At 72.0% G+C, this 19,812-nt stretch carries 18 protein-coding genes; 13 read left to right on the top strand and 5 right to left on the bottom strand.

Features of this window, described 5'->3' with window-relative positions; translation table 11 throughout:
- Positions 1–221 precede the first annotated feature (221 nt).
- Both ileS and WMR31_RS16070 read left to right on the top strand, forming a co-directional pair.
- Entirely contained in the window at positions 222–3,476 is a 3,255-nt protein-coding gene (gene ileS, locus WMR31_RS16075) for an isoleucine--tRNA ligase (RefSeq protein WP_340539883.1), read from the top strand.
- A gap of 123 nt (positions 3,477–3,599) precedes the next feature.
- Positions 3,600–4,307 carry a VOC family protein gene (locus WMR31_RS16070; protein ID WP_340539882.1) on the top strand — a complete coding sequence of 236 codons (708 nt, stop codon included), beginning with the start codon at positions 3,600–3,602 and terminating at the stop codon, positions 4,305–4,307.
- Between the two features lie 23 nt (positions 4,308–4,330).
- On the opposite strand, the gene WMR31_RS16065 is transcribed toward WMR31_RS16070, so the two are convergent.
- Together WMR31_RS16065 and WMR31_RS16060 are read right to left on the bottom strand one after the other, a co-directional pair.
- Positions 4,331–4,978 carry a response regulator gene (locus tag WMR31_RS16065; RefSeq protein ID WP_340539881.1) on the bottom strand — a complete coding sequence of 216 codons (648 nt, stop codon included), beginning with the start codon at positions 4,976–4,978 and terminating at the stop codon, positions 4,331–4,333.
- Positions 4,975–7,524: a sensor histidine kinase gene (locus WMR31_RS16060; RefSeq protein ID WP_340539880.1), complete on the bottom strand. Its 2,550-nt coding sequence runs from the start codon at positions 7,522–7,524 to the stop codon at positions 4,975–4,977. Before WMR31_RS16060 ends, WMR31_RS16065 begins: the two co-directional genes overlap by 4 nt.
- A gap of 153 nt (positions 7,525–7,677) precedes the next feature.
- On the opposite strand from WMR31_RS16060, the gene WMR31_RS16055 reads away from it, so the two are divergent.
- The 6 genes from WMR31_RS16055 (at position 7,678) to WMR31_RS16030 (ending at position 12,893) form a co-directional block, all read left to right on the top strand.
- On the top strand, positions 7,678–8,508 hold the full coding sequence (locus WMR31_RS16055; protein WP_340539879.1) for an ABC transporter ATP-binding protein: 831 nt from the start codon (positions 7,678–7,680) through the stop codon (positions 8,506–8,508).
- Positions 8,505–9,926, top strand: coding sequence for an FtsX-like permease family protein (locus WMR31_RS16050; RefSeq protein ID WP_340539878.1), 1,422 nt, complete (start codon positions 8,505–8,507; stop codon positions 9,924–9,926). The genes WMR31_RS16055 and WMR31_RS16050 overlap by 4 nt, the downstream gene beginning before the upstream one ends.
- Before the next feature lie 227 nt (positions 9,927–10,153).
- Entirely contained in the window at positions 10,154–11,257 is a 1,104-nt protein-coding gene (gene dapE, locus WMR31_RS16045; RefSeq protein ID WP_445321639.1) for a succinyl-diaminopimelate desuccinylase, read from the top strand.
- The gene (locus WMR31_RS16040; protein WP_340539876.1) at positions 11,254–11,979 is read left to right on the top strand and encodes an LOG family protein; all 726 of its coding nucleotides are present in this window, start codon (positions 11,254–11,256) and stop codon (positions 11,977–11,979) included. Before dapE ends, WMR31_RS16040 begins: the two co-directional genes overlap by 4 nt.
- Complete coding sequence (locus WMR31_RS16035; protein WP_340539874.1) at positions 11,976–12,461, top strand: DivIVA domain-containing protein; 486 nt, start codon at positions 11,976–11,978, stop codon at positions 12,459–12,461. Before WMR31_RS16040 ends, WMR31_RS16035 begins: the two co-directional genes overlap by 4 nt.
- A 12-nt stretch (positions 12,462–12,473) precedes the next feature.
- Positions 12,474–12,893: a hypothetical protein gene (locus tag WMR31_RS16030; RefSeq protein WP_340539873.1), complete on the top strand. Its 420-nt coding sequence runs from the start codon at positions 12,474–12,476 to the stop codon at positions 12,891–12,893.
- Positions 12,894–12,903: 10 nt separating this feature from the next.
- Here the strand turns inward: WMR31_RS16030 and WMR31_RS16025 are convergent, their stop codons facing one another.
- Complete coding sequence (locus tag WMR31_RS16025; RefSeq protein ID WP_340539871.1) at positions 12,904–13,698, bottom strand: enoyl-CoA hydratase/isomerase family protein; 795 nt, start codon at positions 13,696–13,698, stop codon at positions 12,904–12,906.
- A gap of 149 nt (positions 13,699–13,847) precedes the next feature.
- On the opposite strand from WMR31_RS16025, the gene WMR31_RS16020 reads away from it, so the two are divergent.
- Both WMR31_RS16020 and WMR31_RS16015 read left to right on the top strand, forming a co-directional pair.
- A complete protein-coding gene (locus tag WMR31_RS16020) occupies positions 13,848–14,015 on the top strand; it encodes a DUF3117 domain-containing protein (RefSeq protein ID WP_340539870.1) in 168 nt (55 codons plus the stop codon).
- The gene (locus WMR31_RS16015; RefSeq protein ID WP_340539869.1) at positions 14,012–15,583 is read left to right on the top strand and encodes a leucyl aminopeptidase family protein; all 1,572 of its coding nucleotides are present in this window, start codon (positions 14,012–14,014) and stop codon (positions 15,581–15,583) included. Before WMR31_RS16020 ends, WMR31_RS16015 begins: the two co-directional genes overlap by 4 nt.
- 209 nt (positions 15,584–15,792) lie before the next feature.
- Here the strand turns inward: WMR31_RS16015 and WMR31_RS16010 are convergent, their stop codons facing one another.
- Entirely contained in the window at positions 15,793–16,461 is a 669-nt protein-coding gene (locus WMR31_RS16010; protein WP_340539868.1) for an O-methyltransferase, read from the bottom strand.
- A gap of 195 nt (positions 16,462–16,656) precedes the next feature.
- Between WMR31_RS16010 and sigE the strand changes: the two genes are divergently transcribed.
- The 3 genes from sigE (at position 16,657) to WMR31_RS15995 (ending at position 19,465) form a co-directional block, all read left to right on the top strand.
- Positions 16,657–17,256, top strand: a complete 600-nt coding sequence (gene sigE, locus WMR31_RS16005; RefSeq protein WP_445321638.1) for an RNA polymerase sigma factor SigE — start codon at positions 16,657–16,659, stop codon at positions 17,254–17,256.
- Complete coding sequence (locus WMR31_RS16000) at positions 17,253–17,732, top strand: anti-sigma factor (RefSeq protein ID WP_340539866.1); 480 nt, start codon at positions 17,253–17,255, stop codon at positions 17,730–17,732. Before sigE ends, WMR31_RS16000 begins: the two co-directional genes overlap by 4 nt.
- Positions 17,733–17,803: 71 nt before the next feature.
- On the top strand, positions 17,804–19,465 hold the full coding sequence (locus WMR31_RS15995) for a S1C family serine protease (RefSeq protein ID WP_340539865.1): 1,662 nt from the start codon (positions 17,804–17,806) through the stop codon (positions 19,463–19,465).
- Positions 19,466–19,480: 15 nt separating this feature from the next.
- Here the strand turns inward: WMR31_RS15995 and WMR31_RS15990 are convergent, their stop codons facing one another.
- Positions 19,481–19,723, bottom strand: a complete 243-nt coding sequence (locus WMR31_RS15990; RefSeq protein ID WP_340539864.1) for a helix-turn-helix domain-containing protein — start codon at positions 19,721–19,723, stop codon at positions 19,481–19,483.
- Positions 19,724–19,812: the final 89 nt, after the last annotated feature.

Below are 19,812 nucleotides of genomic sequence, written 5' to 3'. Positions count from 1 at the left end.
AGGCACCGACGTTCGAGCCGTCATCAGCGGCGAGTCTCCGGAAGAACGGCCCCACCAGCCAGGCGGGTCCCAGTAGAACCGGACGGGTGGGCCCGTCACAGCCGCAACGAAGCGGTCCGTCCCTGCAGGAGGCGGGCAAGCGAGGTGGTACCGCGGCATCCGTCGTCCTCGTGGCACAGCATCCACACAGCCAGCCCGAGAACGCACCGCAGGAGCACCCGATGCCGTACCCCAAGAAGGGTTCCGACGACGTCACGTCGAGCCCCCTTCCGTCCAACCCGAGCTGGCCCGCGCTCGAGGAGCGGGTGCTGGAGTTCTGGGAGGCCGACGGCACGTTCCAGGCGAGCATCGACCAGCGCGACCCGGGCGTCGACGGCGACAACGAGTTCGTGTTCTACGACGGCCCGCCGTTCGCCAACGGTCTGCCGCACTACGGGCATCTGCTCACCGGCTACGTCAAGGACCTCATCCCGCGGTTCCAGACCATGCGCGGGCGCCGGGTCGAGCGCCGGTTCGGGTGGGACACCCACGGCCTGCCCGCAGAGCTCGAGGCCATGCGGCTGAACGGGATCAAGACCACCGACGAGATCCTCGAGCTCGGCATCGAGAAGTTCAACGACGCCTGCCGCGAGTCGGTGATGAAGTACACCGGCGAGTGGCGTGACTACGTGACGCGCCAGGCGCGCTGGGTCGACTTCGAGAACGACTACCGCACCATGAATCCCGACTACATGGAGTCGGTGATCTGGGCGTTCAAGCAGTTCTACGACAAGGGCTGGATCTACGAGGGCTTCCGGGTGCTGCCCTACTGCTGGAACGACGAGACCCCGCTGTCGAACCACGAGCTGCGGATGGACGACGACGTCTATCAGATGCGCCAGGACCCCGCCGTCACCGTGGGCCTGCGCCTGACCAGTGGGCCCGCCGAGGGCGCCCTCGCGCTGGTGTGGACGACGACGCCGTGGACCCTGCCGTCCAACCTGGCGATCATGGTGGGCTCCGACATCGACTACGTCGTCGTCGAGGCGCCGGTGCCGGGCACCGACGAGACCGCGCGCTACCTGCTCGCCGAGGCCCGGCTCCCGGCCTATGCCCGCGAGCTCGGCGAGGAGCCGAAGATCCTCTCGCGGCACAAGGGCGCCGACCTGGTGGAGAGCACCTACGTGCCGCCGTTCGGCTACTACCTCGGCCGGGAGAACGCCTTCCGGATCGTGGCGGCCGACGACGCCGTCACCACCACCGACGGTGTCGGGCTGGTGCACACCGCCGGCGCGTTCGGTGAGGTCGACAAGGAGATCACCGACCGCGAGGGCATCGAGGCCGTCATGCCGGTGGGCAAGGACGGGAAGTTCACCCACCCGGTCGACGACTACGCCGGCCTGCTCGTCTTCGACGCCAACCTGCAGATCATCGACGACCTCAAGGCCGCCACCCGTGGCGAGACGGCCGGCTCGGTGACCCCGGGCACGGTGCTGCTGCGCCGCGAGACCTACGACCACTCCTACCCGCACTGCTGGCGCTGCCGGGAGCCCCTGATCTACAAGGGGGTCTCGTCCTGGTTCGTCGAGGTGACGGCGTTCAAGGACCAGATGCTGAAGACCAACCAGCAGATCAACTGGGTGCCCGAGCACATCAAGGACGGCCAGTTCGGCAAGTGGCTGGAGAACGCCCGCGACTGGTCGATCACCCGCAACCGGTTCTGGGGGAGCCCGGTGCCGGTGTGGATCAGCGACGACGCCGCCTACCCGCGCGTCGACGTCTACGGCTCCTTCGCCGAGCTCGAGCGCGACTTCGGCCGGCTGCCCACCAACGCCGCCGGCGAGCCCGACCTGCACCGGCCCTTCATCGACGAGCTCACCCGGCCCAACCCCGACGACCCGCGCCCGGAGGGGGAGCGGAGCACGATGCGGCGGGTGCCCGACGTCCTCGACGTGTGGTTCGACTCCGGGTCGATGAGCTACGCCCAGGTGCACTACCCCTTCGAGAACCAGAACTGGTTCGAGCACCACTTCCCGGCCGACTTCATCGTCGAGTACATCGGGCAGACCCGCGGCTGGTTCTACACCCTGCACATCCTGGCCACCGGGATCTTCGGCAGGCCCGCCTTCGAGAACTGCATCAGCCACGGCATCGTGCTCGGCTCCGACGGCAACAAGATGTCTAAGTCGCTGCGCAACTATCCCGACGTCCGCGAGGTCTTCGACCGCGACGGTGCCGACGCCATGCGCTGGTTCCTCATGTCCAGCCCGATCCTGCGCGGCGGCAACCTGATCGTCACCGAGCAGGGCATCCGCGACTCGGTGCGCCAGGTGCTGATCCCGCTGTGGAACAGCTGGTACTTCTTCCAGCTCTATGCCAACGCGGCCGGCTACGAGGCGTCCTCCTCGACGACGTCGACCGATCCGCTCGACCGCTACCTGCTGGCCAAGGCCCGCGCGTACGTCGAGGACATGACCACCGCGCTCGACGACTACGCCGTCGCCGAGGCGTGCGACGCCACGCGGTCGTTCCTCGACGTGCTCACCAACTGGTACATCCGGCGCTCGCGGGACCGGTTCTTCGACGAGGAGCCGCAGGCCTTCGACACCCTGGGCACCGTGCTCGAGATCGTGTGCCGGGCCACCGCACCGCTGCTGCCGCTGACCAGCGAGGCGATCTGGAAGGGCCTGACCGGCGAGCGGTCGGTGCACCTGACCGACTGGCCGCTCGCCGACGAGCTGCCCGCAGACGCCGGCCTGGTCGCGGCGATGGACCAGGTGCGCGAGATCTGCTCGGCCACCTCGGCGCTGCGTAAGGCCGCGCACCTGCGCAACCGGCTGCCGCTGGCGCGGCTCACCGTGGTGGTGGCCGACCCGGCCGCGATCGAGCCGCTCGCCGCGCTCGTCGCCGACGAGGTGAACGTCAAGGAGGTCCGGCTGCTCGACGTCGACAGCGACGAGGCGGCCGCCTACGGCGTCGAGCAGAAGCTCACGGTCAACGCCCGCGCCGCCGGGCCGCGGCTGGGCCGCGACGTCCAGCAGGCGATCAAGGGCTCGAAGTCCGGCGACTGGTCGGTGGCCGAGGATGGCACGGTCACCGCAGGTGGGTTGGCGCTGCGCGAGGGCGAGTACACCCTGGAGACCGTCGCCGGCAGCTCCGACGCCGACGCCGCCACCGGCGTCCTGCCCGGCGGCGGGTTCGTCGTCCTCGACACCGCGGTGACGCCCGACCTGGCCTCCGAGGGCCTGGCGCGCGACCTGGTCCGCGCGGTGCAGCAGGCGCGCCGCGACGCCGGCCTCGACGTCTCCGACCGGATCGCGCTCGTGCTGCGCGGCGGGCCGGCGGTCGCCCACGCCGTCCGCGACCACGAGGCGCTGATCACCGGCGAGACCCTCGCCACCTCCTACGAGATGGTCGTCGCCGAGGACCTCACCGACCCCGCCGCCGCGACCGTCGGCGACGGCGAGCGGGTCCTGGTCGACGTCCGCCGCGTCTGACTCACCCATTTTGCGCTGACCCGTCCGCTATGGCTGACGGGTCAGCGTCGAATTCGCGCTGACCCGTCCGCTATAGCTGACGGGTCAGCGACAGGTGGGGGAGCCGCATGGCACAGTCGGGGGATGACGGCGACCTGGATGGAGCTCTGCCTGGACGTGCACGACCCCGGGGCGGCGGATCCGGAGCGGGCGGACCGGTTCGCGGCGATGGCGTCGTTCTGGGCGCGGGCGACCGGGCTGCGGCTCGACGCCGGCAACGGGCCCGACGACCCGGGCGACCTGGGTGGCCTGGACGGCGAGCCGGGCGCCGACATCGCATTGTGTCCGGTGCCCGAGCCGAAGACCGTCAAGCACCGGGTCCACCTCGACGTACGGACCGCCGACGTCGACGACCTGGTCGCCGCCGGCGGCACGGTGCTCGAGAGGCTCCCGGGCTGGACGGTGCTCGCCGATCCCGACGGCGGCGAGCTGTGCGCCTTCGTGCGCGACCGCGCCGACCTGCCCGACTACCGCGTCTACGAGGTGGTCGTCGACTCCACCGACCCGGCGATGATCGCGCGGTGGTGGGCCGACCGGTTCGGTGCGAAGGCCGACACCGACGAGAACCCCTGGTGGTGGGTCGAAGGCGTGCCGGGCATGCCCTTCGACTGCCTGGTCTTCACCCCCGTGCCCGAGCCGAAGACCGTGAAGAACCGGCTGCACTGGGATGTGCGCGGCGACGTCGAGGAGTTCCTCGCCGCCGGGGCCACGCGGCTGTGGGAGATGCCGCGCTGGACCGTCCTGGCCGACCCGGAGGGCAACGAGTTCTGCGTCTTCCCCGCCGTGGGCTGAGATCGCTCAGCGTGGATCCGGGCTCAGCCCAGGTAGCGGCTGAGCAGCAGTGCCAGGCCGGTGCGATCGCGCTGGTCGAGCTTGCGCAGCAACGCCGACACGTGGTTCTTCACCGTGCCCTCGGCCAACACCAGCGAGGCGGCGATCTCGGCATTGGTGGCGCCGGTGGCAACGAGCGCGGCGACGTCGCGTTCGGCGCGGGTGAGGACGGCGAACGGCGAGTCCGCATCCGGGCCGGGGCTGCCGGACTCGTCGGGACCAGCGGGGGCCATCATGGCCGTCCGCGCGACGCGTGGGTCGATCACCAGGCCGCCGCCGATCACCGCGTGCATGGCGTTGACCACCTCCTCGGGCGAGGCGTCCTTGAGCAGGAACCCGGCGGCACCGGCGTCGAGGGCGCTGCGGACCAGGTGCTCGTCGTCGAACGTCGTCAGCACGATCGCCGGGGGCGCATCGCTCTGCGTGCGCAGGGCCGTGATCAGCCCGACGCCGTCGAGCCCGGGCATCCGCGCGTCGGTGAGCACCACGTCCGGGCTCAGCTGCCGGACGACGGCGAGTCCCTCCTGACCGTCGGCGGCCTCGCCGACCACCTCGACGCCGTCGGTGGTCTCGAGCAGCAGGCGCATGCCGCGCCGGATCAGCTCCTGGTCGTCGACCAGCACCACCCTCATGCCGGGCTCGCCGCGAGCGTCGAGCCGGCGGTCGTCGAGCCGGCGGGCGTCGACAGCGGTGTCAGAGGCAGGGTCGCAGTGAGCTCGAAGCCGCCGGCGGCCGAGGAGCCCGACGTCACCTGCCCACCGAGCGCCTGTGCTCGCGCACGCAGGCTGTGCAGCCCGAAGCCCTGCGCCGTAGCCGGTGCCCCGGCGCCGTCGTCGGCGATGCTGATCCGCAGCTGGTGCGGACTGCGCTGGATGTGGACCTCGGCGAGCGTGGCACCCGAGTGCTTGAGCACGTTGGTCAATCCCTCCTGGACGAAGCGGGTCGTGAACAGTCTGGCATCGTGGTCGCCCCCGATCCCGGCGCCTGCGCGGACACCTTGGCGATGCACGGTGACCCCCAGCCCCGCGGCCCGGAACGAGGCCGCGATGCTCTCGACGTCGGTGCCGGGCTCCTCGCTCTCGGTGGGCTCGTCGCGTCCCAGGGCGGCCGACCAACGCCGTACGTCGTCGCGGGCGGTTCGCGCGATCTCGGCGGCGTGGGCGACCTCCTCCCACGCGCGGTCCGGGTCGGTGGCGCCGGCGCGCTCAGCGAACTGGAGCGCCATCGAGACCAGGGTGAGGCTGTGCCCGAGGCCGTCATGGAGCTGGCGTGCGGAGCGGCCGCGCTCCTCCAGGAGCACCAGCTCACGCTCCTGGATCAGGGTGTGCTGGAGCCGCCGGTGCGCCAGCTCCAGCTCGGCTCGGCGCCGCCCGGCCTCCAGGGCCGCCTGCTCGGTCGAGCGAAGCAGCCGCCCGCACAGTGCCGCGAGCAGCAGAATCGCGGCCACGACGAGGGTCCCGGAGCGATCGGGCCAGGCCAGTGCGGCCAGGCCGGTCCCGACCACGCCGACCAGGATCGCGAAGACGACGGCCTCGCGCAGCCTCCGGTCCAGCGCGAGCACGGTCGCGGCCAACAAGGCCCAGAGGATTCCGGCCTCGCCCGCGGTGGGGAAGACGACCAGCACGCCCGCCGGCACTGCGAGGAGGAGCGGCCACCACCGCGCTCCGTGACGCGACCAGCGGCGTCCGCACCATGCCAGGACGCACAGGAGGACGAGGGGGGCCGCCAGCGCCGCCTCCCGGGTCCCGTAGTCCTGGGCGACCGCGCGGACGATGAGCACGCTGAACAGCAGCCCGATCACCGCGAGGACGTCGAGTGCCCGCTCGACCTGGGCGCGGCGCAGCCGGCGGGGGCCTGGCGGGACGTGCTCCCCGGGAGACGGCGCGGCCTGTGCCGTGGCGCTCTCCGTGCGGTCCGGCGGCGCGTCCACGCTCGGCGTGGTCTGGGTCGGCCCGGCGGTCGGGAGGACGGCCTCCACGACGAACGCGTCAGGCCGGCTGTCGGTGGTGAGGGTCCCCCCGAGCAGGACGGCGTGCTCGTGCAGGGCGCTCAAGCCCCCGCCCAGCTGCACCGCGGGCGCGTCGACCGCCTGATCCGCCGTCCGGACGTCGTTGGTCAGGCGGAGGCGGACCGCGTCGTGAAGCTGCTCGACGACCAGGTCGACGCGGCCGGGGCCGGCGTGCCGCAGGACGTTGGTCAGCCCCTCCTGGACGAACCGCGTGGCGAACAGCGCGACCGGGTCGCCGGGCACGGACTCCGCGCCGAGGCGCTCTACGTGCACCTCCAGCCCGGAGCCACGGAAGGCCTTGGCGATGGCGTCCAGGGACCCCGGCTGCGTGGGGTCCTCGGCCCCCGGCGGGTCCAGCGCGCGGACCCAGAGCCGCATCTGGGCCAGTGCCTCGCGGTTGGCCGCCTCGGCCCGCGCCAGCCCGGCCCGAGCGGCGTCCGGGTCGCCGGCCCGGTCCCGCTGGGCCTGCTCGAGGTCGGTGGCCACGGCCGCGAGGGATCGGCCCAGGCTCCGGTACAGCCCGCCGGCCGAGCGGGACCGCTCCCGGGCCACGGCGAGGGTGCGCTCCTCGGCCGAGGCCGAGCGGAGCCGGGCCGCCGCTCGAGCCAGCGCGGTCGAGTCGGCGAGGGCGGCCTCGCGGTCGCGCTCCCAGGCGCGCAGCAGCAGGCCGACGCCGACGACCGGAAGGCACAGGATCAGCTGACCGAGCGTGGGGAGCAGCACCGTGCGCCAGGTGTCGTCGGCGTAGTAGGTCAGCGTCGCGATCGGGTAGCAAGCCGCGACCGCCACGGCGTACCCGATCCCGGGCAGGGCGCCCACGTCGAAACCGAGCACCAGGCACATCACTAGCACGTAGAGGAACGACAGCGGCGCATCGGGGAGGAGCAGGGTGACGATCGCGGGGATCGTCAGGACGAGGTCGCACGCGGCGACGGCCCGACGTCCGCTGCCGTCGGCGGTGCCGCGTCGCCGTGCCGCGCGGCGCACCAGCCCCACAGCGACGACGGTGGCCACGACGCCGATCTGGACCCAGGTCTGCGCACCCCCGACGGTACGGGCCATCCGCACCGCGTCCAGGGCCGCAGCCAGGGCACCCACCAGGAGCGCGAGATCGAGCCAGCGATCCGTCACCGTGCACGAGGCGCGGACGTCGCCACGGACACTGCTCATCGCCGCAGGGTAGGTGGGATCCAGCCGAGGATCGGGACACCTGACCCGCGCGCCCGCGATGTGGACGAAGTCGTGACCGTGGTCATGGGTCGCCCGATCGGGTCATGACCCGGGTGCGATGTACCAGGTGCCGCAATCGGAGACGGTCGTGTCATGACGATCCTTCAGCCCGGCCGCACCCGGCCCACCAACCCCGTCCAGCCCATACAGGCGACGCCCGGAGCCACCGGCCCACAACAGGCCATGCTGAGCGCCCGCGACGTCACCAAGACCTACCAGGCCGGCAGCCGCGACATCGAGATCCTGCACGGCATCAGCCTCGAGGTCCGCGCCGGCGAGATGTGCGCGGTCATGGGGCCCTCGGGTTCCGGCAAGTCGACCCTCCTCTACGTGCTGGCCGGGCTCGAGGAGCCCACCACCGGAGAGGTCGAGCTGCTCGGCCGCTCGACCGGCCGGATGTCGCGCTCGCAGCTGGCCAAGCTGCGGCGCACCGAGGTCGGGTTCGTCTTCCAGGCCTACAACCTGGTGCCCTCGCTCACGGCGTTCGAGAACGTCGCGCTGCCGATGCGACTGCGCGGCGAGAAGCCCGACCGGCACCGGATCGTGGAGGCCCTGGCCACCGTCGGCCTCGCCGACCACGTCGAGTCGCGACCCGCGGTGATGTCGGGCGGTGAGCAGCAGCGCGTCGCTCTGGCGCGCGTGCTGGCCCAGCAGCCCCGCATGATCTTCGCCGACGAGCCCACCGGTGCACTCGACTCGACCAGCGGCGACGTCGTCCTGGAGGAACTGCGGACCATCGCCCACCGTCCTGGACAGAGCGTGCTGTGCGTGACCCACGACCCCCAGGTCGCCGCCCGCAGCGACCGGGTGCTGTTCCTGCGCGACGGCTACCTGGTGCGCGAGCTGATCGCCCCGAGCGCCGAGCAGGTGTCCGACACCCTGGCCGAGATCACCGAGGCCCAGACCGCTGGAGGCCGGTCATGACCGCGACCCGCATCGCCCTCGCCGACCTGCGTGACTCCTGGACCGCCTGGCTCTCGGTGAGCCTCACGTTCCTGGTCACCAGCACCTGCACCGCGCTGGGCGCCCTGTGCCTGGTCTCGAGCCTGGCGGCCCGGGACACGATCGGGAAGATGAACGGGACGTCGCTGGCCGCCCTGGCGGGCATGAACACCATCGTCTGCAGCCTGGTCGCGCTCGCCGTCGTCGGATCCTCCACCGGCCTGGTCGTCACCGCACGCCGCGGCGCGGTCGCCCGGCTCCTGCTCGCGGGCGCCTCGCCCGGGCAGGTGGTCCGCGTGCTGATGGTGCAGCTGGCCGCCGTCACGTTGACCTGCACGGTCGTGGGAGCAGCGCTCGCGGTGGCTCTCCAGCCCACGATCCTGCGCGTCGTCGCCGAGGACCGCGACATGCCCGTGCCCGCGGCGACCGTCCCTGTCGCCGTCCTGGCGGGCGCCACGCTGTACTGCCTCGCGGTCGCACTTCTCGGTGGACTTCGTCAGGCGCGCCGGGCGACCCGGACCCCGGCCGTCGACGCTCTGCGCGACGCATCCGACGGCGTCGTCCGCCGCACGTCGGGCTGGAGCCGCGCGGGCCGCTGGGCGGGATTCGTCGCCTGCTTCGCGGTGATCGGTTTCATGCTCGCCGGATTCGCCGCGGGCGTCTCGGACATGTCCGACAGCGACGCCTTCACCAACATCGGGCAGAGCTCCGCCTTCGCCATCCCGATCGCCGGCCTCGCCTTCGCCCTGGTCGCGCCCAGCATCGCCGGACCGCTCACCCGCGCCTGGAGCCGGCTGATCCCCGCCCCGGGACGCACCTGGAAGCCGGTCTGGCACCTGGCCCGCAGCGTCGTCGGCGCCCGCACCGACCGCCTCGCCAAGTCGGTGGTCCCGCTGATGTTCGCCATCGGCATGCTGGTCGGGATGACCGCCTTCAGCGACTCGCTCGTGGCCACCTTCGAGCGCCTGGGCCGCACCGACCTCGAGGGCACCTCGGCGATCTCGACCTTCTCGATCCTCGGCCTGCCGCTGGCGATCGCCGTCGCCGGCTCGGTCGGCAACCTGGTGATGATGTCGCGGCAGCGCGACGCCGAGCTCGCCCTCGACGGCATCATCGGGGCGACCCCGGCCCAGCAGCGCCTGCTCCCCGTCGTCGAGGCCACCCTCATCGTCGGCACCGCCGCGATCCTCGGCGTGATCATCGCGCTGATCGGCAACGCCGCCCTCGTGTGGGGCCTGGGCCAGTTCATCGACGACGTCGCCTTCTCGGTACCCCTGGGCATGCTGGCCGCCATCCTGGCCTCCTGCTGGGTGGTCACCGTGGCCGCCACCGTCCTGCCGAGCCTGCCGTCCCTGCGCCGCCCCGCGCCTAAGGTGATCGCCCGCCTGGTCGCCAGCTGACCGGCCCTCGCCGGAGGTTGAGCAAGCGAGCGTCAGCGAGCGCCCGTTGATTGATCGAACCCCGGCCACCGTCGCTGCCAACGTTGGCGAGGTCGGCTGCGAGGTTTCGTCGGCACTCGATCGTCAGGCGAGTTCGTTCCTCACTCGTCGGCTTGCTCAACCTCCGGGTCGGGGGCAGCCCGGACGGCGATGTCTGGGCGGCTGGTTGACTACGACCCGTGGATCCCGTGCAGCTCGACCTCACCGCAGACGCCGTCACCCTCACCCGGGCATTGGTCGACATCGAGTCGGTCAGCCTCAACGAGCAGGCCATCGCCGACGCCGTCGAGGCGGCGCTCACCTCGTTGCCGCACCTGAGGGTGCAGCGCCGCGGCAACACCGTCATCGCCCGCACCGATCTGGGCCGCCCCGAACGCGTGGTGATCGCCGGGCACATCGACACCGTGCCGCTCAACGACAACCTGCCCAGCCGGCTCGACGAGGAGGCCGGGCTGCTCCACGGTCTCGGCACCTGCGACATGAAGGGTGGTGACGCCGTCATCCTGCGACTGGCCGCCACCGTGCCCGAGCCGGTCCGCGACGTCACCTACATCCTCTATGAGGCCGAGGAGATCGACTCGGAGTTCAACGGCCTCAACAAGCTCTCCCAATCCGACCCCGACCTGATGCGCGCCGACTTCGCGATCTTGATGGAGCCCTCCAACGCGGTCGTCGAGGCCGGCTGCCAGGGCACCTTGCGCGCGGAGGTCCGCACCAAGGGCGAGCGCGCCCACTCGGCCCGCTCGTGGAAGGGCGTCAACGCGATCCACGGTGCCGCCGAGATCCTCAACCGGCTCAACGACTACGAGGCCCGCACGCCGGTGATCGACGGGCTGGAGTACCACGAGGGGCTCAACGCGGTGTTCATCCGCGGTGGCGTCGCCGGCAACGTGATCCCCGACGAGTGCGTGGTCGAGGTCAACTTCCGCTTCGCCCCCGACCGCAGCGAGGCCGAGGCCGAGGCTTTCGTCCGCGAGTTCTTCTCCGGCTTCGACGTCGAGATCACCGACTCCGCGCCGGGGGCGCTGCCCGGGCTGGACCGACCGGCGGCGCGCGAGTTCATCGACGCCGTCGCCACCGGAGCCGAGGTCGCGGTCAACCCCAAGTTCGGGTGGACCGACGTCGCCCGGTTCACCGTGCTCGGCGTGCCGGCGGTCAACTACGGCCCCGGGGACCCGATGCTGGCCCACAAGCAGGAGGAGTTCGTGCCCACCGAGCACATCACCCGCTGCGAGGAACGGCTCCGGTCCTGGCTCACCACCGGCCTCGACACCGACGGATCCGTCGCATGAGGGCGAAGTACAAGGGCCCGGTCATCCAGCGCCGCGACCAGGTGGACGAGGGCACCACCGACCAGCGGCTGCTCGACTCCCGCGGTCCCACCGACTGGGTGCACACCGACCCGTGGCGCGTGCTGCGGATCCAGGCCGAGTTCGTCGAGGGCTTCGGGGCGCTGGCCGACCTCGGTCCGGCGGTGTGCGTGTTCGGGTCGGCGCGCACCGCACCCGACCAGCCGTCGTACGCCCAGGGCGTCGAGATCGGTCGCCGCCTGGTGGAGTCCGGGTTCGCCGTGATCACCGGCGGTGGACCCGGCGCGATGGAGGCGGCCAACAAGGGAGCCAGCCAGGCCGGCGGCCTCAGCGTCGGCCTCGGGATCGAGTTGCCCTTCGAGTCCGGCCTGAACGAGTGGGTCGACATCGGCATCAACTTCCGCTACTTCTTCGTGCGCAAGACGATGTTCGTCAAGTACAGCCAGGGCTTCATCGTGCTGCCCGGCGGCCTCGGCACCCTCGACGAGATGTTCGAGGCGCTCACCCTCGCGCAGACCGAGAAGGTCACCGCCTTCCCGGTCGTGTTGATCGGCACCGAGTACTGGTCCGGGCTGATCGCCTGGCTGCGCAGCACCGTCCTGGCCGACAGAAAGATCAGCGAGGGCGACCTCGACCGCCTCGTGGTGACCGACGATCTCGACGAGGCGGTCGCCCTGATGGTGGCCAGCCGGGAGGCTCTGTGATCTGGGTCTTCGTCATCTTGATCGTGCTGGCCATGGGCGGCATCGGCCTGGTCGCCGCCGGGCGTGGCGCGCCGATGGTCGAGGAGTACGACGACCGGCCCGACCTCTTCCTGCCTGAGTCCGGTGCCCTGACCGGGAGCGATCTGCGGCGGGTGCGGTTCCCGATCGGGTGGCGCGGCTACCGGATGGCCGAGGTCGACGCCCTGTTGTCGCGGCTGGCCGCGCAGCTGGAGGCTGAGCAAGCGAGCGCCACGAGATCTCCGGAGGCCGAGCAAGCGAGCGCCACGGGAACGTCGGAGGTTGAGCAAGCGAGCGCCACGAGAACGTCGGAGGTTGAGCAAGCGAGCGCCAGCGAGCGCCGACGAAACCCCGACCCCGACGACGACCGCGACTGGCGACCCAGTCCCGTCACCGACCCGCCGCGCAGCGACTCGCCGGACCAGGACGCACCGCACAAGCCGGATTCCGAACCCACCGAGTGACACACTGCACCCGTGGCTCTGGCCGTCTACGTCCTCACCGCTCTGGCTGCGGTCGTCGTCGTGCTGACCCGTCTCCGGCTGCGCCGCGAGCACGCCGCCGGACGCGTCGACGTCGCCCGTGCCCCGCTCGCGGTCCACACGATCTTCGGGGTGCTCGCCCTGGTCCTCTGGACCGTCTTCCTGTTCGGTGACGGCTCGCTCGGCAAGGACGCCGCCACGCTGCTGGGCCTGGTGGCGCTGGTGTGCTGGTGGGTCGTCGCCCTCGCGGGCCTGTTGATCCTGGCTCGCTGGCTGCCGGCGCGCGGGCGCCACGCCGCGAGCGGCCAGGAGGACTCCTGGTCGCGCGGGCCGTGGCTCTCCCTGCTCGCCCACGTCGGCATGGTCGCCGGCGTCCTCGTGTTCACCTACGCCTATCTGATCAAGGCGGTGTGAGCCTCGTCGGTCAGCGACCCTCGAAGACCGGGCGCTGCTTCTCGACGAACGCGGCCACGGCGGCCGCGTGGTCGGCGGTGCTTCCGGTGCGCGTCATCATGGCGCTCTCGAACTTCAGTGCATCCTCGAGGCTGTGTCCGGCGGAGTAGGCCACCGAGGCACGCATCGCACCGAAGGCGACGGTCGGGCCGGCCGCCAGCTTGGCCGCGAGCTTCCCGACCTCGGCGTCGAGCTGGTCGGCAGGCACCACAGTGGTCGCCAGCCCGAGCTCGAGTCCCTCCTGGGCGTCGACCGTGCGCGGGAAGTACAGCAGCTCCATCGCCTTGGCCCGGCCCACCAGGAGGGGCAGGTGGTAGGAGGCGCCGGTGTCGCACGAGAGACCGACGCCGGCGAAGGCGAGGTTGAAACCGGCGGTGTCGGCGACGATCCGCAGGTCGCAGGCGAAGGCCAGGGACGCGCCGGCGCCGGCAGCGACGCCGTTGACCGCCGCGATGACCGGCTTCTCCATCGAGGCCACGGCGGTGACGATCGGGTTGTAGTGGGCATCGACGGTGTTGAAAAGCTGCGTGTCGGCGCCGGACCGGAGCAGCTGGATGTGCTCCTTGAGGTCCTGGCCGGTGCAGAACGCGCGTCCGGTGCCGGTCAGGACGACGCAGCGCGCGGCCGGATCGGCGGCCACCGACGTGAGCGTCTCCAGCAAGAGCTCCTTGGTCGCCAGGTCGAGGCTGTTCATCGCCTCGGGCCGGTTGATGGTGATGGTGGCGACCCCGTCGGCGAGGTCGAGGAGCACGGGCGCGTCGGTCATGTGCCAGAGTCTGCCACCGCCGATCCCTCGGTCGGGCTCGGCCCATCCAGGTCCGGGCTGTGTGGCTCACCCCTCATGGGGGATAATGGATGCGCTCGTGAGCGGCAGTGTCGGACTGCGCTCGTAGTTCGACAGGAATGAGGTGCCGCATGGCGGCGATGAAGCCCCGCACCGGTGACGGTCCGCTCGAGGTCACCAAGGAGGGTCGTGGCATCGTGATGCGCGTGCCTCTCGAAGGCGGTGGACGCCTGGTGGTCGAGCTCAACGCCGACGAGGCAGGCGCCCTCGGAGACGCCCTCAAGAACGTCGTCGGGTGACCAAGGCGTCTCGGGGTTCGCAGCGCGCGACGGGGGCGAGCCTGCCGAGTCAGGTCTCGCCGCCGGAGTTCGCACTCACCGCGGTGCCGGCGCACGCGCTGATCGGCGTCGACGTCGTCGCGCTGCCGGTGCTGCCCGGCGAGGACGGCCAGCCCCTCCTCGGACCCGGCTCTGCCGAGCTCGGTGAGGATCTCGACCTCGACCTGGTGGCGCTGGCCGAGGCCGGCGGTCTCACCGGGGCGGTGGGGGAGTCGCTGCTGGTGCCTGTGCCCTTCGGTGCCCCCGAGAACGCCGACCTGCGCGCAGTCGTCCTGGTGGGCGTCGGGGCGCAGACCGCCACCGACCTGCGCCGCGCCGCAGCCACCTTGGCCCGCACGGTCCGCGATCGCGACGCCGTCGCCACCACCCTCGCTGCGCTCGACCCCGACGGCGTCGAGGCCGTGGTCGTGGGACTCATGCTCGGCTCCTTCGCCTTCCACTGGCGCTCGGGCGCTCCCGAGCACCTGCCGGTGCGCCGCGTCGTCCTGGCCGGTCTCCCCGACGACACTGCCGCTCTGGCGCGTGCCGTCGCCATCGGCGGAGCGGCCTGGCGGGCTCGGATGCTCGCGACCGTCCCGTCGAACCTGAAGAACCCCGAGTGGCTCGCCGCGCGCGCCGAGGAGATGGTCGCCGCGGACCCCTCGGCCCGGCTCACCTACCGGCTCTGGGACGTCGACCAGCTGCGCGCCGAGGGCTTCGGCGGGATCATCGGCGTCGGGCAGGGCTCGGCCACCCCGCCGGTCATGATCCGCGTCGACTACGAGCCCGAGAAGTCCGGCAAGCGCACCCCGACCGTCGTCCTGGTCGGCAAGGGCATCACCTTCGACTCCGGTGGTCTCTCGATCAAGCCGGGGCCGAGCATGGTCTCGATGAAGCGGGACATGACCGGTGGCGCGGTCGTCCTCTCCACGATGGCCGCGCTTGCGGCGATGGACTGCCCCGTGCGCGTCATCGGCCTGGTGCCCGCCGCCGAGAACGCCGTCTCCGGCAGCGCGATGCGCCCCGGCGACGTGCTGCGCCACTACGGCGGACGCACCACCGAGGTCACCAACACCGACGCCGAGGGCCGCCTGGTCCTGGCCGATGCGATGGCCTACGCCGTCGACCAGCTCGACCCCGCGGTCCTGGTCGACGTCGCCACCCTCACCGGCAGCGTGAAGGTCGCCCTGGGCCAGCAGGTCGGCGGACTGTTCGCCAACGACGAGGCGCTGGCCGAGCATCTGCTCGCCGCGGGCCTGGAGTCGGGGGAGCCGCTGTGGCGGCTGCCGCTCTACGCCGGCTACGAGGAGAAGATCGCCTCGAAGGTCGCCGACGCCGACAACGGCGCGAGCGGCGCGCTGGCGATCCTGGCGGCGCTGTTCCTCCAGCACTTCGCCGCCGACGTCCCGTGGGCGCACCTCGACATCGCCTCGGTGGGCGACGTCCCCGACGACTACTACGAGTGGACCGAGGGCCCCTCGGGCTTCGGCGCCAGGATCCTGCTCACCTGGCTCGGCAGCCGTGACCCGCTCGCCGGCATCGGCTCCTGACGCGGGTCGTCTCCTCCGCTCGGGCCACTGTGGGGCGCTCGACGTGCGCGCCCCGGCCTGCGGGGGCGTTGGTGGGCCGGCTCGGGCGGCCGCATGTTACTGACCGTTGTGAGTACTGACCTGCTCTTGTAAGCGCAGGTCAGTACTCACAACGGTCAGTAACAACTCAGAACGGTCGGTAACAAGAGCCCGACCCGGACCCCCGAGACCTACCCCCGCTCGTCCCGCTCCGGCGCCCACTCCTTCTTGGCCAGCAGCAGGCCGTCACCGACCGGGAGCAGGAGCGGCACCAGGCTGTCGTGCTCGGCGATCGTGCGCGCCAGGTCGCGGATCGCGACGGTGTCCTCGTCGCGTTGCGCGGGGTCGGCGACGCGGTCGTGCCACAGCGCGTTGTCGAAGATCACCACGCCGCCGGGGCGCAGAAGGCGCAGCGCCTCGGTGAGGTAGGCGCCGTACTCGGACTTGTCGCCGTCGGCGAAGACGATGTCGTAGTGGCCGTCGGTGAGCCGGGGCAGGACGTCGAGGGCGGCGCCGGGGATGGTGCGCACCCGCTGGCTGGCGATCCCGGCCTCGGTGAAGGTCTCGCGGGCCAGGCGCTGGTGCTCGGCCTCGAGGTCGACGGTGGTGAGGACGCCGTCGGGGCGCATCCCGCGCAGCAGCCACAGCCCCGAGACGCCGGTGCCGGTCCCGATCTCGACGACGGCGCGCGCCTCGAGCACCGAGGCGAGGAAACGCAGTGTGGCGCCGCCGCCGGTCCCGATCGGCACGACGCCGACCTCGGCGGCTCGTTCGCGCGCGGCTGCCATCACGGGGTCCTCGGCCACGTAGTCCTCGGCGAAGGTCCAGCTCGCGGTCGTGAGTGGTGCGGTGCTCGGCATGCGCACCACGCTATCGCCACCGCCCCCGACCGACGGTCACAGACACAGGGACAGTCGCCCCGAACGTGCGGGAACACCGGGCCCTCCTCGCCCGTTGGCTCTCACAGGGAACGTTCAGCAGGGACGTCTAGCGTGAGAGGCCAGATGACACCGAAGCGAAAGTCGTCACGGGCGACGCAGGAGAGGGGCGCGGCGATGACCCAGATGATCGAGCCGCAGGCCGACCACGACATTCCCACGTGGGACGAGATCGTCGAGCGCCACTCCGACCGCGTCTACCGCCTCGCCTACCGGCTCACCGGCAACCGCCCCGACGCCGAGGACCTCACCCAGGAGGTCTTCGTCCGGGTCTTCCGCTCCCTGTCCACCTACTCGCCGGGCACCTTCGAGGGCTGGCTGCACCGCATCACCACGAACCTCTTCCTCGACCAGGCCCGTCGCAAGCAGCGCATCCGCTTCGACGCGCTCTCCGACGAGCGGGCCGACCGGCTCACCAGCGCCTCGCCCGCCCCTGACACCGCCTACGCCGACCGCACCTTCGACGACGACGTCGAGCGCGCGCTGGCCACCCTGCCGCCCGACTTCCGCGTCGCCGTCGTGCTCTGCGACGTCGAGGGACTCACCTACGAGGAGATCGCGGAGATCCTCGGCGCCAAGCTCGGCACCGTCCGCTCCCGCATCCACCGCGGTCGCGCCATGCTGCGCAAGTCGCTCGCGCACCGCGCCCCCTCGGCCGGCCGCGCCCGCTACTCCGGACCCGCGGCGTCCCCCGTCCCGGCAGGAGGTCCGTCATGAGCACCCATCTCGGGCGCCGGGTGACCGCTCTGCTCGACGGCCGGCTCTCGCCCGCCGAGACCGAGGCCGCGTGGGAGCACGTCCACGGCTGCCACTCCTGTCGCGACGACGTCGAGCGCGAGGGTTGGGTGAAGACCCGGCTCTCCACGCTGTCCTACGGCGGCGGCTGCGCTCCCGACCACCTCAAGGGCGCCCTGCTCGGGATGCCGCCCGGTGACTGCTACCTGCGTCCCGGCGGGCCCTCGGGCGCGCTCGGGCTGGACTCCGGTCACGACTTCGACAACCGCTCGCGTGGCCGCCGCGCAGGCATCGCCGCACTCGGCGGCAGTGCGGTGGGCGCGGCCGTCGTCGGCGTGCTCGCGCTCGGCACCGCCCCGGCCGACGCGCCGTCCTTCGACCGGCGGATGCAGCCGACGCCGCAGGTGCAGGTCACCCAGAATCCCGCGACCCGGGTGCCGGTGCGGCTCCCGCGCTGACCCGGCCCGCTGCCCGTCCCAGACCGGCTCAGGTTTCGTCGCAGCGACCACCGACAGGGGATGATGATGCGGTGAACGACGACCGCGGCCTGCCTGAGGACGACGGACTCCCGCCCCAGGAGCCGGAGTTCGCCGGGTCGTCGGAGTCGCCGGAGCCTGCGAGCCCCGTCGACCCGTCCGACCCGTTGGGACTCGACGACGACCCCGAACCCGAGCCGAGGGGCGACGCCGAGCCCGGATCCGAGCGCTCGTCCGCCCAGGAGCCGAGCACCCCGGCCGACGGCGACGCCGACGCCGACGCCGAGACGACGCTCCCCCTCGCCGGCCTGGAGGAGGGCCGACACCTCGCGCCGCCCGAGAGCGGCGCGGCATCCGAGACCGACTCCTCCACCGCCGTCCTCCCTGACCTGCCGATGCCCAGGTGGGCGCCTCCCTCGGGTCCGGCGCCCACACCTGCCGTGCCGCCGGTGCTGCCGCCGGGCGTGCCTCCTGCCGCGATCCTCGCCTCCGGGCCGCTGCCGGCTCGACCGTCCGGCCCGTGGGACGACTACGGCCGCTCGGTTCACCCGTTCGGCGGCCAGCACTCCATGGGCGGACCGATCCCGGCTCGCCCCGCCGGGCCGGCTAAGGGGCTGTGGATCGGCGTCGCGCTGATCGCACTCGTCGTCGGCCTGCTCGGCGGCGTCGGCGGATCCGCGCTCTGGGACGCCGGTCACGACGACGGCAACGGTGGCGACAACGGCCAGGCGAGCGCCTACGAGGGCCTGTCGGACGACTCGATCGTCGAGGTGCCGCCGGTCGAGCCCGGGGAGGGCGTCGCCGCGGTCGCCGCCGCCGTCCTGCCCAGCACCGTGCAGATCATCGCCGAGTACCAGGGCGACCCCCAGGGCGCCACGGGGTCGGGGTTCGTCATCGACGTCGACGGCCACATCGTCACCAACAACCACGTCGTCCAGTCGGCGGCGGAGAACGACGGCCCGGTCCAGGTCATCGACCAGGAGGGCAACGCCTTCGACGCCGAGATCGTGGGTCGCAGCCCGGTCTACGACCTCGCCGTCCTCGCGGTCCCCGAGTCGGCCGGGCTCGAGCCGGCGGCGCTCGGTGCGAGCAGGTCGCTGCGTGTGGGTGACGGCGTCGTGGCGATCGGCTCGCCCCTCGGCCTCACCGCCACCGTCACCTCCGGGATCGTCAGTGCCCTGAACCGTCCCGTCACCACGGGTGGGCAGCCCGGCGACGAGTCGTCCTACATCAACGCCGTCCAGACCGATGCCGCGATCAACCCCGGCAACTCGGGCGGACCGCTGGTCAACATGCGCGGCCAGGTGATCGGGGTCAACAGCGCGATCGCCACCGCGGGTGGGGTCACCAACGGCGAGGCCGGAAACATCGGCGTCGGCTTCGCGATCCCGGTCGAGCAGGTACGGATCACCGCCGACCAGATCCTGAAGACCGGTGAGGCCCGCTACCCCGTGATCGGCGCGGAGGTGGGACCCAACGGCTCCGGCCCCGCCGGCGCACGCATCAGCAGGGTGAACACCGGGACCCCCGCCGAGCAGGCCGGGCTCCAGGCGGGCGACGTCGTCACCGAGGTCGACGGCCAGCGCGTGGTCGACGGGATCTCGCTCATCGTCAGCATCCGCGCCCACCAGCCCGGCGAGACCGTCGACTTCACCTATGTGCGCGGCGGTCAGGAGAAGCAGGCTTCGATCACCCTCGACTCCGAGGTCGGCTGAGCAGCTGCCGGGGGCTCAGACGTTCTGGTCCTCGTCGGCCTCGACGAAGGGGTGCTCGGCTACGAACGTGGCGGTCTCGGTGTAGGCGCGCGCGATGTACTCCTCGAGCTTGGAGGCCTCCACCCGCCACTGACCGCGGCCGCCGATCTTGATCGCCTCGAGCTCGCCGCGGCGCACCATCGCGTAGACCTGGGCGCTGGAGGTGCTCAAGACCTCGGCTACGTCGGCGAGGGTGAGAAAACGCGGGGAACCGGCCATGGCCACATCGTCGCATCCCGGCGGTCACCGCGGCGGGCACCATGGGCGCCGCCTGTGGATGAACGGGGTGACCGATCGCCGCGATGGCC

Source organism: Nocardioides epinepheli (assembly GCF_037936805.1).
Lineage (GTDB): Bacteria > Actinomycetota > Actinomycetes > Propionibacteriales > Nocardioidaceae > Nocardioides.
This window is presented reverse-complemented; position numbering and strand designations above follow the sequence as displayed.

Excerpts from the sequence above, each read along its gene's own strand:
- ileS (WP_340539883.1), top strand. The coding sequence starts at position 222 with ATGCCGTACCCCAAGAAGGGTTCCGACGACGTCACGTCGAGCCCCCTT.
- WMR31_RS16070 (WP_340539882.1), top strand. The coding sequence starts at position 3,600 with ATGACGGCGACCTGGATGGAGCTCTGCCTGGACGTGCACGACCCCGGG.
- WMR31_RS16065 (WP_340539881.1), bottom strand. The coding sequence starts at position 4,978 with ATGAGGGTGGTGCTGGTCGACGACCAGGAGCTGATCCGGCGCGGCATG.
- WMR31_RS16060 (WP_340539880.1), bottom strand. The coding sequence starts at position 7,524 with ATGAGCAGTGTCCGTGGCGACGTCCGCGCCTCGTGCACGGTGACGGAT.
- WMR31_RS16055 (WP_340539879.1), top strand. The coding sequence starts at position 7,678 with ATGACGATCCTTCAGCCCGGCCGCACCCGGCCCACCAACCCCGTCCAG.
- WMR31_RS16050 (WP_340539878.1), top strand. The coding sequence starts at position 8,505 with ATGACCGCGACCCGCATCGCCCTCGCCGACCTGCGTGACTCCTGGACC.
- WMR31_RS16040 (WP_340539876.1), top strand. The coding sequence starts at position 11,254 with ATGAGGGCGAAGTACAAGGGCCCGGTCATCCAGCGCCGCGACCAGGTG.
- WMR31_RS16025 (WP_340539871.1), bottom strand. The coding sequence starts at position 13,698 with ATGACCGACGCGCCCGTGCTCCTCGACCTCGCCGACGGGGTCGCCACC.
- WMR31_RS16020 (WP_340539870.1), top strand. The coding sequence starts at position 13,848 with ATGGCGGCGATGAAGCCCCGCACCGGTGACGGTCCGCTCGAGGTCACC.
- WMR31_RS16010 (WP_340539868.1), bottom strand. The coding sequence starts at position 16,461 with ATGCCGAGCACCGCACCACTCACGACCGCGAGCTGGACCTTCGCCGAG.
- sigE (WP_445321638.1), top strand. The coding sequence starts at position 16,657 with ATGACCCAGATGATCGAGCCGCAGGCCGACCACGACATTCCCACGTGG.
- WMR31_RS16000 (WP_340539866.1), top strand. The coding sequence starts at position 17,253 with ATGAGCACCCATCTCGGGCGCCGGGTGACCGCTCTGCTCGACGGCCGG.
- WMR31_RS15990 (WP_340539864.1), bottom strand. The coding sequence starts at position 19,723 with ATGGCCGGTTCCCCGCGTTTTCTCACCCTCGCCGACGTAGCCGAGGTC.